The organism is Streptosporangium sp. NPDC049078, from assembly GCF_040648855.1.
In the GTDB taxonomy this organism is placed as follows: domain Bacteria; phylum Actinomycetota; class Actinomycetes; order Streptosporangiales; family Streptosporangiaceae; genus Streptosporangium.
On sequence record NZ_JBEZEL010000009.1, the window covers coordinates 346,949 to 362,396 of the forward strand.

A 15,448-nucleotide genomic window follows, 5' to 3' on the forward strand; every position below is an offset into this window, starting at 1 on the left:
CCGGTCATCCGCGGAGCGCGAAGCGGCGTATTCTTCGCCCATGGGTCTGAGGCTCAAGACACGTCGGTCCGACTCGCCGTGGGTCGACACCGTGTGGACATGCACGAGCGGGCAGGTCACTTCGATGACGTCCGTCGCAGGGACGTGTTGGGGGCTGGTGTTCTGGGAGCAGGCCGGCCGGACGTACACGAGCATCACCGGTCCCGAGACCCGAACCGGGACGGCGCCGGTGCCGGAGGGTGCGACCTTTACCGGCATCGAGTTCGCCGTGGGCACCTCGTTGCGTGCCGTGCCCACGCCGACGCTCGTCGACGGCGGTATCGAACTCCCCGACACCACGCGCCGGACGTTCCGGCTGGACGGCGCGCGCTGGGAGACGCCCGGCCCCGACGATGCCGAGGCACTGGTCGACGGGCTTGTCCGGGCCGGGATCGTGGTCCGTGACCCGCTCGTCGTCGAGGTGCTGCGGGGGCACCGCCCGGCCGTCTCGGGGCGCACGGTCGAACGCCGGTTCCGCGCCGCGACCGGACTGACGCGGGGCGTGGTCCGGCAGATCGAGCGGGCCCGTACGGCGACGGAGTTGCTGGCCGCCGGCGACCCGGCCGCCGATGTCGTCGCCAAGCTCGACTACTTCGACGAGCCGCACCTGGCCCGAGCACTGCGCTCCTACGTCGGACGCACCGTCAGGCAACTGCGCGAGGGCGCGGGCGGCGCGATCGCCCTCAACCTGGATCAGCGCTTGACGTCGTAGACGAGCTTCAGGATCCCGTTCGAGTAGCTCTCCGACTCCCGCAGCGTCAGCATGTGCTTGTCTCGGTCGGCCCGGCCGAACAGGCTCTTCCCGGCACCGAGCAGCACGGGGAAGACGAGCAGGTTGTACTGGTCGATCAGGCCCGCGTCCGACAGCCGCCGGGCCAGCTCCGCACTCCCGTGGATGAAGATCGCGCCGCCCTCGCTCTCCTTGAGCGCGGCGACGTCCTCGATCGAGCGCAGGATCGTCGTCGGCCCCCACCCGTCGACGAGGGCGTCGTCGGACAGCGTGGTCGACACCACGTACTTGGGCAGTTCCTTGTAGTCGGCGTGGTCCTCCGAACCGGGCCAGACCGGTGCGAACACCTCGTAGCTGCGGCGGCCGAACATCAGCGCCGTGGTGTCGGCGAGCTCCTCACCCTTCAGCGACCAGGCTTCCGGGACGAAATCGAGGTCCTTGACCACCCACCCGCCGCTGCGGTGCTCTTCCCCCGGCCCGCCGCCGGGCGAGTCCACGACGCCGTCCAGCGACATGAAACCGGTGTAGACCAGGTCACGCATTGTGCTGTCTCCTCATGTTCGGGCGAACTGCCGGCTCCACGGTAGATCGCGGCTGCCGTGACCGTCTTGGATGAAAACGACAGCGGGTCCGGAACGCGTACTGCAACACCGCTGTACACGATCATTGGCGCCCTCTGCGGAGGGGCGGCCGTCCGATCGCCCCTCGGGATGTACCTACGATCTCGACGGAACGTACGTCACCGATAAAGCGGGCTTCTATGTGGCGAACGGGGAAGCGATCAATGGGCCCCGGGGCTACTCGGTTGCAATCTCGACGCTCTGAACAACTGCCCACGTGGGGGCTTTGGGGGATCACCACCTGTCCCAGGCCGACCATGCGTACCAGGGGCCGGAGATCGGATCGAGTCGTCCCGGGCCCTCTTCGGACACCTGGCCCGTCGGGCTCCACACGAACCCCGCCGACGTGCGTATTCGCCAGTCGTCGATGCTGAACTGGGCTCCGCCGTCGGGGGTGGCCGCTGACCAGCAGACCGGATAAAGACCCACGAGTCGACACTCGTGGGAGGAGGTGCCGCTCCGGGCCACGGCCTGGGCGTGGTCGGTCAGTGCGGACTTCGACAGCGTGAACCGTACCTGGAAGGGAATGTCGGCGCTGATCGCCAAAGCGGTGCAGCCGGCGATGATCCATGGCATCAACCAACGGAGCATGTTCGCCTCCATCGCGCCGATGTCGGTCAGCAGCGCCGGGACGGCCCGGATGATCCACAGGAGGAAGAGCGCGCCACCCGCGAAGATCACCCAGATGAAGAGCTCGACGTACGGGTACGGCGCGCTGGACCACCACAGGCACACGAACGCCGCGAACGAGAACGCCGTGAGCAACGGCCATCCGGGCGGCTTGGCGATCACGACGCCACCTTAGCGATCAGCCGACCGATACCGACAGTGGGCGTGGCCGGTCGTCGCGGTTCTTCGGTCGGTCGCGGCCGAGCGCCGGATCGCCACCCTCTTCCAGCCGCCCGGCGACCTCACGGGCCCGCGCTCATCGGGCACGCCGCCGGGCGAAGTACGGTGTCGGCTCCCGCGCTTCCGCTCTGTCTCGCCGAAGTGCTCTCCTGCCGTCGGGCGGTGCCTCGCCGAGGTGTTTCCCTGCCAGTCGGGGCGGTGCCTCAGCTCACGGCTTTCCTGACGAGAGCGGTGATCGTCTTCGCGGCTTCTTCGCTCAACGTGGTCACGGCGAAGGACGTGGGCCACAGGCCACCGGCGTCGGCGAGGTTCGCCTCGGCGGTGAAGCCGAAGGCCGAGTACGGCTCCTTGTCCACGTTCCCGCTGCGGAAGAAGCAGACGACCTTCCCCTTCCTGGCGTAGGCCGGCTGGCCGTACCACAGCTTCGGCGACAGCTCCGGGGCGTTGGCGGTGACGATGGCGTGGATGCGTTCGGCCATCGCGCGGTCCGACGGCTCCATCTCCGCGATCTTCGACAGTACGTCGAGCTCCTCGGCGGCCGCCTTGTTGCCACGGCCGCGGTTCGCCTCCCTCTTCAGTTCCGCGGCGCGCTCCTTCATCGCGGCGCGCTCCTCCTCGGAGAAGCCGTCCGTGTTCTTCCTGCTCGCCGCGCCGGTGCCCGCGCTCATCGCCGTCACTCTCCTTGTCGTCATCGGTATGGGGTGTTTGTGACGCTATCGGCGCTGTGAAGCCGGTGCTTCTCGATTCCTGATCGATGCTCGCCCCGTGCTTCCGGGACACTCCTTGTAATAAGGCCTCGCACCGTCGGCTGTCGTTCGCGCGGCAGACGAGGTGGAACGATGGTGCGTATGGAGCTCGGGCGTGCGGAGGCGCAGCGGTTGCACGACATCGCCGTGATCCGCCGTGTCCGAGACCGGATCGATCGTGAGTACGCCAGGCCGCTGAACCTCCAGGCGCTGGCCGCAGGGGCGCACATGTCGATCGGGCACCTGTGTCGGGAGTTTCGTCGCGTCTATGACGAGTCTCCGTACTCGTATCTGATGACCCGGCGGATCGAACGGGCGATGACGCTGCTGCGCCGCGGAGACCTCAGCGTCACGGAAGTGTGTTTCGAGGTGGGTTTCTCCTCGCTGGGCACGTTCAGTACGAGGTTCACCGAACTCGTCGGCGTGCCGCCGAGCGTCTACCGGCGTGACCGTTCCCAGGCCGCGGCGGGTATTCCGCCGTGCCTGAGCAAGCAGGTGACCAGACCGGTCAAGAATCGAGAAGCCCGCCCCCGATAGTCATGCGTAGCGTGCCGGGCGTGGACGTCATCATTCAGCACACCTTCCTCCCGCACACCGATCCCGAGGCCGCTCTGGGTTTCTATCGCGACATCCTGGGCTTCGAGGTCCGGGCCGACGCCGGTTACGAGGACATGCGGTGGATCACCGTCGGTCCGGTCGGACAGCCCGGCACCTCCATCGTGTTGCACCCGCCGGCGGCCGATCCGGGCATCACCGATGAGGAGCGCCGCACCATCCTGGAACTCGTCACCAAGGGCGTCTACGCCGCCGTCACGCTGGCCACCGATGACCTCGACGGGCTGTTCGACCGCCTCCAGGCCGCCGGGGCCGATGTGATCCAGGAACCCATCGACCAGGACTACGGGGTCCGCGACTGCGCCTTCCGTGACCCCGCCGGCAACCTCGTCCGGATAACCGGCGCGTCTGCCTGAGCCCGCCCGCACGACGCTCGCCCCGAATCGACCGATCTCGGAAAGCACGGAGGAACCATCTGATGCCGCTCTCTGTCGACATCGTCACTCTCGGCGTACCTCAGGTAGGAGCCGCACGCACCTTCTACACGTCCGCGTTCTCGGCCACGGCGACGGAGAACGACCACACCGCGAGCCTTGACCTTCACGGCACCGGGCGGCTCGCTCTCCGCCCGATCGACGCGCTCGCCGCCGACTCCGGTACGGCCCCGGAGACCTCGGGTTTCCGTGGCTACGTCCTGTCCTCCATCGTGAACCGGCCCGCCGAGGTCAGGACCCTTCTCGATGCCGCCACGGCCAAGGGCGCGACGGTCGTCAAGCCGCCGAAGAAGCAGCTTTTCGGTGAGTTCAGCGCCGCTTACCGGGCACCGGACGGGGCCGTGTGGAAGCTGGCCGCGGCCTCCAAGAAGGACACCGGTCCCGTCCCCGACCCGCCGAAGCCGACCGAGACCGCCGTCTACCTCGGCGTCGCCGATCCGACGGCATCCAGGGCGTTCTATGAGGCGTTGGGCATGAGTGTCAATCACGACTACGGTGACAAATTCCTCGACTTCGTCATCGCCGACGGCGTGTGTCGACTGGGCCTGCTGCCACGTAAAGCCCTCGCCAAGGACGCCGGCGTCGACGAACACGGTGACGGCTTCTCGGCGCTCGTACTCACCCACATCGCCGCTTCCCGTGACGACGTCGACGCTCTTCTCGCCGCCGCGGGCTCGGCCGGTGGTCGGGTCACCGCCGCGGCGGCCCGAACCGATCGGGGGGATTACGCCGGGCACTGCACCGACCCCGACGGCTACCACTGGATGATCACCACACCCGGCTGACCGCGACAGGCCGACCGTCGTCACGCGACCCCCGAGTCGGATACCGCTTCGGGAATCGCGTGACGACGGTCGGCTGGTTCCCGCCCGCCAGGCTTACCGATAACGGACGGACTGGGCGTCCTCCCTCAAACGCCGCGCCACGCGTCCAGCCGCCTTGTCGAGTTCTTCTTCGATCTGCTCCGCCCCCGCGGCGGACACCCTGGGCACCGGGTACGGCAGTGCCAGCACGCGTTGCATGCGCAGGTACGTCGGCGGATGGGTCGTGTCGACCCCCGTCTTCTCAAGGCGGGCGGACTCGCGGTGTCGTTCGAGTTCGGTGTCGGCGACGGCGTCCACGTGGGAGCGGAGAGCCGTCCACAGGTTCCCGGTTCCGACGGCCACCGCGCTGGATGCGAGGAGACCTTCGACCGATCGTGTCCGGGTGGTCAGGACGTCCAGAAGCGAAGCGGCGGCCGCGGAGCCGGCTACCTGGGCCTGCATCTCGTCGGCGCGGTATTCGGCGTGCTGGGAGGAGCGGTTCAGCAGGAGCTCCAGCAGGAAGATCAAGCCGCGGACGGGGACGCCCAGGATCGCGAGGAGACACTGGGTGACGAGAGCGGACAAGCCGTCACCGGGGTGCCACTCGAAGCCGGTGACGACGCGGAGTTCGTGGAGCGAGTGCAGGGCACTGCCGACGACGAGGCCGTGTCTGGCGTCGCCGTTCCTGGAGTGGGCCATCTCGTGGGCCAGCAGGGCGACGCGTTCCTGCGGGGTGAGGATCAGCCAGAGCGGGTAGCCGATCTCCACCAGACGGCTGCGTCGCCACCCGTAGGTGCGGAACGAGGCGTTGACCGCACCGCTGACGGCGACCAGATCTGTTCGGGGGGCTCCCAACTCCTCGCCGATGCGGTCGACGAGGGCGTACAGGTGGGGAGCGTCCTCGCGGGCGAGAGGTACGGCGAAGGCGGGGAAGGGGGCGGGGCGGGGGCGCAGCAGCCAGGCGAGGTCCAGGGCCACGAGACCGAACAGGATGCCACCTATCGTCAGACGGGTGACCAGGTATACGCCGGTGAGCAGGAAGGCCGGTGCCAGCAGGTGGACGGCCAGGGCAAGGAGGTAGCCGCCGGTTCGGGAGACGCGACCGGTCGCTCGGCGTGACCGGACGGGGGCCGCCGGAGGGGGCAGGAAGGGGCCGGGAGATCGCGGACGCTCCTGAAACACGCCCGATGTTCCGGCTGGTAGATCGGTGGACACGACGAACAAGGTGTCAGAGCCCGAGAATGGCGGCAATACGCCGCAAAGATGGGAAGTTCTCCGTCGAGAAGTTCGTCGAGCTCAGGGATACGCGGGCCACCGACGCCGTTCGCGCGCGACTGCGCCGATCCCCCCCGGCATTCATACCGCGCTGATCCCCGGCTTCACGAGGGGGCGTCCCGGCGCAGGTCGCGGACCTCGGGGCGTCGCTGGAAGCCGGCCGACCCGTAGGTGGCGACGGCGCCCACGTTGGAGCTCGGGGTGATGACGGTCGCGCTCGACGAGCCCAGCCTCCTGAGGGCGGCCGCCGCGGCGAGGGTGATCGCGTGGCCGTGGCCGTGGCCCCGATGCTCGCGGTGCACGCCCATCGGCTCCAGCAACCCGGGCTTCCCCGGACCGGCCGACCACACCGTCACCGCCGCCACCGCGTCGCCCCGGTCGTCGTACGCGACCAGACACCGGGCGTCGGCGTACGGCGGTCCGGCCGCCATCGCGTGCCAGCGTTCGTCGGTGAACGTCGACCCGTCGAACGACGCCCGCTGTACGGCGGCCCGCACGTCCGCCCGCTCCGGCCCGATCACCTCGACCCGCACGCCCGGGTCTCGCACCGGCTCCGCGAGGTCGCGGCGCAGCGGCGTCCACGGCTCGCCGGCGTTCCAGCCGTTCCCGGACAGCAGGTCCTGGACCAGCGCGCGCATGGGCGCTTCGACGTTCGCTCTCCCCTCGGGGAGGATGCCGCGCTCCGGCTCGTTCATGTCCGCGACCAGCCGCCGCGCCAGCTCCTCGTCCCGCCGGGCGTCCGGCGCGATCGCGAGCCGCAACACCCCGGGGTCGTCCAGCAGCCCGACGGCGAGAATCCGTCCGTCTCGGCTCCAGGTCCGCACCGCCGCGGCCGTCGCCTCCGCGCCGAATCGCCAGAACCAGCCCAGGTCTCCCGGGTGGAGTTGCGGTGGCGCCTCGTCGTGCTGCCAGTCCCGCAGCACGTCCACGACCGCGCTCAGCCCGTCGACTCCCGGCTCACCCGACACGATCGCCATGGCCCCGATCACACCCCACCGCACCGGTGGTCCGCACCTGGTTTTCCGCCGACGTGGTGAATCGGAACGTGAGAGAAGCGATGCTCGACGTGCTAAGCCTCTCGAAAGCGGCAAGGTGTCGATCGCCGTGCTCGGCCTGTTTCCGCGCCTCGAGAGCGGTCTTTCCACGGCCGTCCATGGAACGCGATCGATAATCGCTTGACTCTCCGGTCGCTGGAGACTCCAGCCTGGGGCGCATGGATTCTGTTACGCAGGAGATCAACCGCGATATCTATGGAATGCCCGCCTTCGTCACGGTGACCGTCGCCGACCTCGATCGCACGGTCGACTGGTATGTGAACGGACTGGACTTCATCTCGCTTTTCACCGTCCCCGGACCCGACGGCAACCCGGTGCTGGTGCACCTGCGCCGCTGGCGCTACCAGGACATCCTGGTGCGCCTCGGCGAAGCGCCCGCCGGTGGCGAATGGACGATCAGCATGATGGCCGCGCTGGAGCAACTCGACGGGCTCGCCGAGCGGGCACGTGCCCACGGCGGCGGCATCGTCGAAGGTCCCTTCGACACGCCGTGGAACACCAGGGATCTGCGCGTCACCGACCCGGACGGCTACACCGTCGTCTACACGGCACGGCGCGCGGAGGGCGGGCGCGACGCGCGGTTCACCGCGATGATGGAGGAGGAGGCGCGCCTGCAGCTCGGCGACTGAGGCGCGCTTGGTCGTTCTCCCCGGCTGTCCCTGTATGTACCCGGTATCCCGGCTATCCCTGTTTCGCGATGAACTCGCGCAGCCAGTGGAAGCTCGCCTTCTCGGTGCGGGCCTGGGTCTCGTAGTCGACGTGGACGAGCCCGAATCGGGCGGCGTACCCCCGGGCCCACTCGAAGTTGTCCAGCAACGACCAGCAGAAGTAGCCGCGCACGTCCACGCCGTCGGTCATCGCGGCGCGGATGGTGGCGAGGTGGTCGCGCAGGAAGTCGACGCGACCGGTGTCGTCGAGGGTCCCGTCGTCGCCGTAGCCGTTCTCGGTGATGAGGATCGGCGGCAGCGCGGGGTAGCGCCCGGTCAGGCCGAGGAGGGTCTGGTGGAGCCCTTGCGGCTCCACCGGCCAGCCCAGCCCGCTCGTCCTCGCGCCGTCGGGGGTGACGCCGCGCACCCCGAGGTCGAAGGCGGAACGCAGTGCGGGGTCGGTCTGCTCGTACGGCGCCGAGGCGGCGTGGATGCGGTAGTAGTAGTTGACGCCGAGGAAGTCCAGCGGCGCGCCGATGACCTCCAGGTCGCCCTCGCGGCGGAAGGAGAAGTCGCTGAGGGCGCCGAAGGTCTCCTCCATGTCGGACGCGTAGGCGCCGAGCAGCAGCGGGTCGGTGAACTGCCGGTTGACCAGCAGGTCCATCCTGCGCGCCGCGTCGGCGTCGGCCGCCGAGCCGGTCGCGGGCACCGTGGGCGACATGTTGAGCGTGATGCCGACCTGCTCTCCCTCGCGCGCCCGCAGCCTGGCCGTGGCGAGGCCGTGGCCCAGCAGCAGGTGGTGGGCGGCGGCGAGCGCGCCGTGACCCTCGCGTGCGCCGGGTGCGTGGCGGCCTTCGGCGTAGCCGACGATGGAGGAGCAGTACGGCTCGTTCAGCGTGATCCAACGGGATACCGTGTCGCCCAGCGCCTCGTGCGCGACCTCGGCGTAGTCGGCGAAGCGCTCGGCGGTGTCGCGGTCGCGCCAGCCGCCGCGGTCCTCCAAAGCCTGGGGCAGGTCCCAGTGGTAGAGGGTGACGTACGGTTCGATGCCGCGCTCGCACAGGGCGTCGGTGAGCCGCCGGTAGAAGTCGAGGCCGCGCCGGTTCACCCGGCCGTCGCCGTCGGGCATGATCCTGGGCCAGGCCAGCGAGAAGCGGTAGGCGCCGGCGCCGAGCCGGTCCATCAGCTCCACGTCCTCCCGCCAGCGGTGGTAGTGGTCGCAGGCGTGCTCGCCGCTCTCGCCCCTCGCCACCGCGCCGGGGACGCGGCAGAACGTGTCCCAGATCGAGGGGCCGCGCCCGTCGGCGTCCACGGCGCCCTCGATCTGGTAGGCGGCGGTGGCCGTCCCCCACACGAACCCGGCGGGAAAGGGCGTACGGTCCTGGGTCATCCCTTGATCGCTCCTGACATGATTCCCCCAATGATCTGACGGCCCAGCGCGGCGAAGACCGCCACGATCGGCACGATCGCGAGCACGGTGCCGGTGAGCACGAGCGCGTAGTCGGTGGTGTAGCCGCTGGCCAGGCTGGAGAGCGCGACCTGGACGGTCGGGTTCTCCGGCGTGAGGACGACCAGCGGCCAGAAGAAGTCGTTCCAGGCGTGCATGAAGGTGAACAGGCCGAGCACGGCGGTGGCAGGCCGGGCGGCGGGCAGCACGACGTGCCAGAACAGCCGCAGCGTGCTGCACCCGTCGATGCGACCGGCCTCCAGCAGTTCGTCGGGGATGGCGCTGGAGAGGTACTGGGTCATGAGGAACACGCCGAACGCGGTGACCAGGCCGGGCACGATCACCGCCCCGAGCCTGCCGGTCCAGCCGAGCTCCGCCATGAGGATGTACAGCGGGATGATGCCGAGTTGCTGCGGCACGGTGGTGGTGGCGATGGCCATGACGAGCAGCACGTTGCGTCCGCGGAAGCGCAGCTTGGCGAAGGCGAAGCCGGCCAGCGTGGAGAACAGCACGACCGAGACGGTGACCGAGCCGGAGACGAGGAAGGAGTTGAACATCGCCTGGCCGAACGCGGTGGTGTCGAAGACGCGGGCGATGTTCTCGAACAGGTGGCCGCCGGGGGTGAGGACCGGCGGGACGCTGGCGATGACGTCGTTGTCGTGGGAGGCCACGGCGAGCGACCAGTAGATGGGAAAGATCGAGCCGAGCAGCACGGCGACGAGCGCGGCGTAGGTCCAGAACCCGGCCCCGTGGGGGTTCAGTCCGCGTCGGACGGCGGTGAGGGGTGCCATTCAGCTGCTCCTGATCCTGCGGGTGACGGCGAAGTTGACGAGCGCCATCACCACGATGATCACGCAGAGCGTCCAGGCGATCGCCGAGGCGTAGCCGAACTCGTACATGCTGAAGCCCTGCTCGTAGAGGTAGAGGCCGACGGTCTGGAACTGGCGGTCCGAGCCGCCGGTCGGGTTGCCGGTGCCGGCCTGGAACAGCAGCGGCTCGGCGATGATCTGGAAGCCGCCGATGGTGGACACGACGGCGGTGAAGATGATCGTGGGGCGGAGCATCGGAATGGTGATCTTCCGGAACTGGGTGAACTGGCTCGCGCCGTCCAGCCGGGCCGCCTCGTACAGGTCCTCGGGGATGGTCTGCATGGCGGCCAGGTAGATGAGGGCGTTGTAGCCGGTCCACCGCCAGATGACGATCAGCGAGATCGCGACGTGTGAGGAGAGCGTGCCGGCCTGCCAGTCGATCGGATCCAGGCCCACCAGGCCGAGGCCCCAGTTGACCATGCCGAAGTCACGGCCGAAGAGCTGGGTGAAGATGATCGTGACCGCGACGATCGAGGTCACGTTGGGCAGCAGCACGCCCATCCGGAACAGTGTGCGGGCGCGCAGCCTGCGGTTGAGCATGTGCGCGAGGAACAGCGCGGCCAGCAGCTGCGGCACGGTGGAGAGCAGCCAGATGCTGACGGTGTTGAACAGCGCGTTCCAGAAGTAGTCGTCGGCCAGCAACTCGGCGTAGTTGGCCAGTCCCACCCACTCGCGCTCCGGGTCGAGCAGGTTCCAGTCGGTGAGGGAGACATAGGCGGTGTACAACAGCGGGAACATGCCCACCGCGCCGAACAGCAGGAAGAACGGGGCGATGTAAAGGTACGGCGAGCCCTTGACGTCGAGCTGGTAGGCCCAGCGGCGCCGGGGCCCTGATCTGACGGGGGTCACGGTCGACTCCTCGGGGGAAGGGGGCGCGACGGCGGGCTCTCCCCTGAGCCCTGAGCCCGCCGTCGCGCGGCTCTCACGGATCGATGCGCGTCGTCACTTGCCGATGCGCTCGACGTCCCCGAGCATCTGCGTCCACGCCTCGTCGCCGTTCTGCTTGCCCTCCTCCACACGGTTGATCGTGTCGCGGATGGCGGTCTGGATGTCACCGGCCCTCGGGCCCTGGTGCTGCGGCTTGAGGTTGAGGGCGGCGGTGGTGAAGATCTGCCCGATCGGCGCGTCGTTGAAGAACTCGTGCTTGAGGCCGGTCACCTCGGGCTTTTCGTAGGTGGCGACGGTGGAGGGCAGGATGCCGTGCTTGCTGAACACCTCGATCTGCTGTTCGGGCGCGGTGAGCCAGGCGATCAGCGCCACTGCCTCCTTCTGGTTCTTGCTCTGGGCGGGGACGGTGAGGTAGGAGCCGCCCCAGTTGCCGCCGCCGCCGGGGATGGCGGCCACGTCCCACTTCCCGGCGAACGCCTTCGCCTGGTCCTGGATCTTGGCGAGCATCCAGGCGGGACAGGCGATGGTGGCGAACTGGCTCTTGGCGAAGCCGGTGTTCCACGCGGGCGAGCTGCCGACGAGCTTGGCCGACTGGCCGTCGGCCACGGCCTTGAGCACCTCGTTGTAGGCGGAGCGCACGGCCGGGTTGGTGGCGACCACGATGTTGTCGTCGGCGTCGTAGTAGCCGGTCTCGGCCTGGCCGATCATCGCGTTGAACACCTGGGGGCCGCCGTCGAAGAACGCGGCGCCTTCCGGCTTCTTGGCGGTGTAGCGCTTGCCGGTCTCGAAGTAGGAGGTCCAGTCGGGCCAGAGCTTGCCGACCTCCTCACGGTCGGTGGGCAGGCCGGCCTTCTCGAACAGGTCGCGGCGGTAGCACATGGCGAGGCCGCCGACGTCGGTGCCGTAGCCGATCTGGGCCCCCGACTTGGCCAGCGACGCCTCCCACTTCCACGGCAGCCAGCGGTCCTTGAGCTGGTCGGCGCCGTGCTGGCGCAGGTCGACGAAGTGCTGGGGCTGGTTCCTGAACTGGGCGATGAAGCCGGTGTCGATCCCCTCGACGTCGGCGGTGCCGGCGCCGGTGGCGAGGTGCGCCGCGAGGTTGCGGTGGTGGTCGTTGTACGCCGACGTTCTCTCGACGATCTTGATGTTGGGGTGGGCCGCCTCGTACTTGGCGTAGAGCTCCTTGAAGCCCATGTTCCCGAACAGGTTGAGGGTGAGGGTGATCTTGCCGTCGGTCGGCGTGGAGCCGGTGGAGGTGGAGCCGCCGCACCCTGCGGCGAGCATGCCGATGGCGAGCACTCCGGCGGCGAGACGGATTCGTTCAGCAGACACCTGGGGCTCCTTTGGGGGAGAGGAAGGGTGGCTGCGAGATGCGATGAGCGGGCCGAGCCCCGTGGCAGCGGTGTGGCATCGGCCTGTCAGTGGGATATTTCACAGAACGTCGCCACTTGATGTCAAGTCACGGAAACGTCACGCGCCTGAAACCCGAAATGGTGGGTTGACACGATGCGGCCTCTCGCATAACTTCCATGCAACCGGTTACATGAAACCGGTTTCAGCGAGATGCGATAACGTACGCCCGTGGCAACGATTCGAGAGCTGGCGCGCCTTTGCGGGGTGTCGTCGGCGACTGTCTCCCGCGTTTTCAACAACCCCGAGGTGGTGAACGCACAGACCCGCGAGCTCATTCTCAGCACCGCGGCACGCATCGGATACCTGCCCAACGAGTCGGCACGCACCCTGGCCACCAAGAGATCCCGCATGGTCGGCCTGATCTGGGACACCGACCACCGCCGTCCCGGCTGGCGGCACCCGTTCTTCCAAGAGATCCTCATCGGGCTGAAGACCGCGCTGAGCGAGCGCGGTTACCACCTGCTCATGCTCGCCACCAGCGAGGACGGCACGCCCGACGACTTTCTCCGCGCCGTGCGCAGGCACAACCTCGACGGCGTGGTCTTCATCGACAACGGCAGGGACGACCCCTCGCTCCAGCCGCTGGCGGCCTCGGAGGTGCCGTGCGTCTCTCTCGACCGGCCCATCGAGGGACCGCGGACCACCTACGTGACCTCGGACAACGCGGCCGGGGCGCGCGAGGCGGTCCGTCACCTGCACGCGACCGGGCGCCGGGTCATCGCCACCATCACCGGCCCGACCCGCACCAGGCCGGGCGCGGAGCGGCTGCGCGGCTACCTGGAGGAACTGGCCGCACTCGGCCTGGCGCACCGCCCCGAGCTCGTCGTCGAGGGCGACTTCTACCTGTCGAGCGGGTACGCCGCGATGCGCGCCCTGCTGGAGCTGGAGGAGCCGCCCGACGCGGTGTTCGCCGCGGGCGACGAGATGGCGATCGGCGCGCTGCGGGCCGTGACCGAGGCGGGGTTGAAGGTGCCCGAGGACATCGCGCTGGTCGGGTTCGACGACATCGAGCTCGCCGCGCTGGTGCCGCCGGGGCTCACGACGCTCGCCCAGGACAAGGCCGGCTTCGGTACGGCGGCGGCCGCGGCGGTCATCACGATGATCAACGAAGACGTCACCCCTCCTTCGCGCCTCCTGCCCACCACCCTTGTCGTCCGCGGCTCCACCGGCCCCGACCCCCGTTTCTGACCGCGATCGCCGGTGCGGGCACCGACGGCACCCGGATCCGCCTGACCTCGGACGACACCGGCTGAACCAGTTGAAGGAAGCGTACGTTTGTGGGGCATGAGACTACGAAAGGCCCTGCTCGTCGCGCTGTTGTCACTGACCGCGGCATGCGGGGGAGCGGAATCGGATATGTCGGCTGTCGCGGCTGACGGCGGGCCGGCGAAGCCGGTCGCCCTGTGGGGCGCGGAGGGCGGGTTCGTGACCCCGACCACGAACGTGCTGCGTCCGCCGAGGGTGGTGCTGTACAGCGACGGCCTGGTGATCGTCGACGCGAGCAGGCAGTTGAAGCTCACCGATGCTGAAAGGGACGAGACGGTCGCGTCGATGGAGAAGTACCTCACCGGGCAGTCGCCGACCGCGGAGCCGAGATCGGGTGCGCCGGCGGTGACGGACGTGCCGACCACCGTCTTCGGGGTACGGGGGAAGGACGGAAAGATGCTCCAGGTCCGGGTCCCGGCTTTGGAGCAGGTCGCGGACTTCTACCCGAAGGCGCTCTCGGACGCGAAGAAACTGATGGAGGGCTTGGCGGCCCGGGCGGAGGCGGGCACCGACTACGTCGCCACCCGCGTCCGAATGGTCGTCGAAGCGGCCGGGTCGGCGGAGGGCAAGCCGGCGCCGTGGCCCGCGGGGGTCACGGAGCCTTCGGGCACGGTGGACCCGGTGTGGCAGAAGGACATCGAGGGGGCGGCGGTGAGCGCGATCGTCAAGGCGGTGCCTGCCGGGCAGCAGTACGAGCGGTCACTCTTCAAGACCGGCTCGGGAACGCTCTTCCTGCTCTCCTGGCGATACCTGCTGCCTGACGAGTAATCCCACGAGAGCGACGGCGGGTCCTTGTGGGTGGCGAAAGGGCCCGCCTTCAGGCGATTCTCTGGCGTTGTTAGCGCTAACTTTCCGCCTTTCAATCGTGCTTTGTTCTCTTTTCGAGCGGGTTGTGGTGGTGGAGGGAAGCAAACCTCAGGCGGGAGGGGCTGTCAAGAACCCCGTGCGCGCCGGGCCGGGAGGAAGGTGGGGCGCGCCAGCCTGTTCGGCATCTCGTGGGGTGGCCTTACCTGGTCGGAGAGGGTGTCGCGCTGAAAGTTTCATCGGCGATGTCGTGGCTCGGGTGGCGGCGGCGCGGCTTTCGGCGGGATCGGGCGGCATCGGAGCAGGTCCGTGGCACTCGTGTCATACAGGTTAACCGAAAGTTTCTGAGGGACCTTGACATATTTCGTCAACGTTTCCAGACTGAGTCCCCGAGACGGTCTTCCTGCCAGTCGGTGGTGCGCGGCAGAGATCGTCGTCCGCGACGCCTCAGTGGTGTGCGTTCCCCGGCGAGGGACGCGGCGTCGGTCCATGGGATGTCCCCCCGTTTCCCCGCTTTCCATGACCAAAATACGGAGGCTCAGTTATGGGCACAAATGCCATTCCCCCGCCCGGAACCCGGCGACCCCTCGGTGGTCTCCGCCGGACCCTGGTCGCCGGTGCCCTCGGCACCCTCGTGCTCGGCACGTTCGCGGCGGTGACGGTTCCGGGTTCGGCCGGCGCCTCGAGCTCCGCGAGTGCCGCGGCGACCACGCTCGGCGCGGCGGCCCAGCAGAGCGGGCGATACTTCGGCGCCGCGATCGCCGCGGGCAAGCTCGGTGATTCGCAGTACACCACGATCGCGAACCGTGAGTTCGACATGATCACGGCCGAGAACGAGATGAAGATCAACGCCACGGAGCCGAACCAGAACCAGTTCAACTTCACCAACGGCGACCGTATCTACAACTGGGCGGTGCAGAACGGCAAGCGGGTGCGCGGGCACACGCT

General features: G+C 68.8%; 17 protein-coding genes. 8 read left to right on the plus strand and 9 right to left on the minus strand.

Annotated elements, in window-relative coordinates; all coding sequences use genetic code 11:
* Nucleotides 1-124: 124 nt before the first annotated feature.
* A complete protein-coding gene (locus AB0B90_RS17900; RefSeq protein WP_350941345.1) occupies nt 125-751 on the plus strand; it encodes a helix-turn-helix domain-containing protein in 627 nt (208 codons plus the stop codon).
* Here the strand turns inward: AB0B90_RS17900 and AB0B90_RS17905 are convergent.
* The 3 genes from AB0B90_RS17905 to AB0B90_RS17915 form a co-directional block, all read right to left on the minus strand.
* The gene (locus tag AB0B90_RS17905; RefSeq protein ID WP_362923468.1) at nt 733-1,311 is read right to left on the minus strand and encodes a dihydrofolate reductase family protein; all 579 of its coding nucleotides are present in this window, start codon (nt 1,309-1,311) and stop codon (nt 733-735) included. The genes AB0B90_RS17900 and AB0B90_RS17905 overlap by 19 nt on opposite strands.
* Nucleotides 1,312-1,623: 312 nt before the next feature.
* Complete coding sequence (locus tag AB0B90_RS17910; protein WP_350941343.1) at nt 1,624-2,181, minus strand: hypothetical protein; 558 nt, start codon at nt 2,179-2,181, stop codon at nt 1,624-1,626.
* Between the two features lie 260 nt (nt 2,182-2,441).
* Entirely contained in the window at nt 2,442-2,906 is a 465-nt protein-coding gene (locus tag AB0B90_RS17915) for a DUF1801 domain-containing protein (RefSeq protein ID WP_350941341.1), read from the minus strand.
* A gap of 171 nt (nt 2,907-3,077) precedes the next feature.
* Between AB0B90_RS17915 and AB0B90_RS17920 the strand changes: the two genes are divergently transcribed.
* From AB0B90_RS17920 to AB0B90_RS17930, 3 genes are all read left to right on the plus strand, one after another.
* Nucleotides 3,078-3,521 (plus strand): helix-turn-helix transcriptional regulator, encoded by a 444-nt coding sequence (locus AB0B90_RS17920; protein WP_350941339.1) that lies wholly within the window; start codon nt 3,078-3,080, stop codon nt 3,519-3,521.
* A 20-nt stretch (nt 3,522-3,541) separates the two neighbouring features.
* Nucleotides 3,542-3,955 carry a VOC family protein gene (locus AB0B90_RS17925; protein WP_350941337.1) on the plus strand — a complete coding sequence of 138 codons (414 nt, stop codon included), beginning with the start codon at nt 3,542-3,544 and terminating at the stop codon, nt 3,953-3,955.
* Nucleotides 3,956-4,017: 62 nt separating this feature from the next.
* Complete coding sequence (locus AB0B90_RS17930) at nt 4,018-4,818, plus strand: VOC family protein (RefSeq protein ID WP_362923471.1); 801 nt, start codon at nt 4,018-4,020, stop codon at nt 4,816-4,818.
* A 93-nt stretch (nt 4,819-4,911) separates the two neighbouring features.
* On the opposite strand, the gene AB0B90_RS17935 is transcribed toward AB0B90_RS17930, so the two are convergent.
* A complete protein-coding gene (locus AB0B90_RS17935) occupies nt 4,912-6,018 on the minus strand; it encodes a M48 family metallopeptidase (protein ID WP_350941334.1) in 1,107 nt (368 codons plus the stop codon).
* Nucleotides 6,019-6,215: 197 nt separating this feature from the next.
* Nucleotides 6,216-7,088 carry a GNAT family N-acetyltransferase gene (locus tag AB0B90_RS17940; RefSeq protein ID WP_350941333.1) on the minus strand — a complete coding sequence of 291 codons (873 nt, stop codon included), beginning with the start codon at nt 7,086-7,088 and terminating at the stop codon, nt 6,216-6,218.
* A 236-nt stretch (nt 7,089-7,324) separates the two neighbouring features.
* On the opposite strand from AB0B90_RS17940, the gene AB0B90_RS17945 reads away from it, so the two are divergent.
* Entirely contained in the window at nt 7,325-7,795 is a 471-nt protein-coding gene (locus AB0B90_RS17945; protein ID WP_362923473.1) for a VOC family protein, read from the plus strand.
* 52 nt (nt 7,796-7,847) lie between these two features.
* Here AB0B90_RS17945 and AB0B90_RS17950 read toward each other — a convergent pair whose 3' ends face one another.
* From AB0B90_RS17950 to AB0B90_RS17965, 4 genes are all read right to left on the minus strand, one after another.
* A complete protein-coding gene (locus tag AB0B90_RS17950) occupies nt 7,848-9,203 on the minus strand; it encodes a GH1 family beta-glucosidase (RefSeq protein WP_362923475.1) in 1,356 nt (451 codons plus the stop codon).
* On the minus strand, nt 9,200-10,051 hold the full coding sequence (locus AB0B90_RS17955; RefSeq protein WP_362923477.1) for a carbohydrate ABC transporter permease: 852 nt from the start codon (nt 10,049-10,051) through the stop codon (nt 9,200-9,202). Before AB0B90_RS17955 ends, AB0B90_RS17950 begins: the two co-directional genes overlap by 4 nt.
* On the minus strand, nt 10,052-10,978 hold the full coding sequence (locus AB0B90_RS17960; RefSeq protein WP_350941327.1) for a sugar ABC transporter permease: 927 nt from the start codon (nt 10,976-10,978) through the stop codon (nt 10,052-10,054).
* A 93-nt stretch (nt 10,979-11,071) separates the two neighbouring features.
* On the minus strand, nt 11,072-12,349 hold the full coding sequence (locus AB0B90_RS17965; RefSeq protein ID WP_350941326.1) for an ABC transporter substrate-binding protein: 1,278 nt from the start codon (nt 12,347-12,349) through the stop codon (nt 11,072-11,074).
* A 249-nt stretch (nt 12,350-12,598) separates the two neighbouring features.
* Between AB0B90_RS17965 and AB0B90_RS17970 the strand changes: the two genes are divergently transcribed.
* From AB0B90_RS17970 to AB0B90_RS17980, 3 genes are all read left to right on the plus strand, one after another.
* Nucleotides 12,599-13,618, plus strand: a complete 1,020-nt coding sequence (locus tag AB0B90_RS17970; RefSeq protein WP_350941325.1) for a LacI family DNA-binding transcriptional regulator — start codon at nt 12,599-12,601, stop codon at nt 13,616-13,618.
* A 96-nt stretch (nt 13,619-13,714) separates the two neighbouring features.
* The gene (locus AB0B90_RS17975) at nt 13,715-14,464 is read left to right on the plus strand and encodes a hypothetical protein (RefSeq protein WP_362923479.1); all 750 of its coding nucleotides are present in this window, start codon (nt 13,715-13,717) and stop codon (nt 14,462-14,464) included.
* A 580-nt stretch (nt 14,465-15,044) separates the two neighbouring features.
* On the plus strand, nt 15,045-15,448 hold a 404-nt coding region (locus AB0B90_RS17980; RefSeq protein WP_362923481.1), incomplete at its 3' end, for an endo-1,4-beta-xylanase.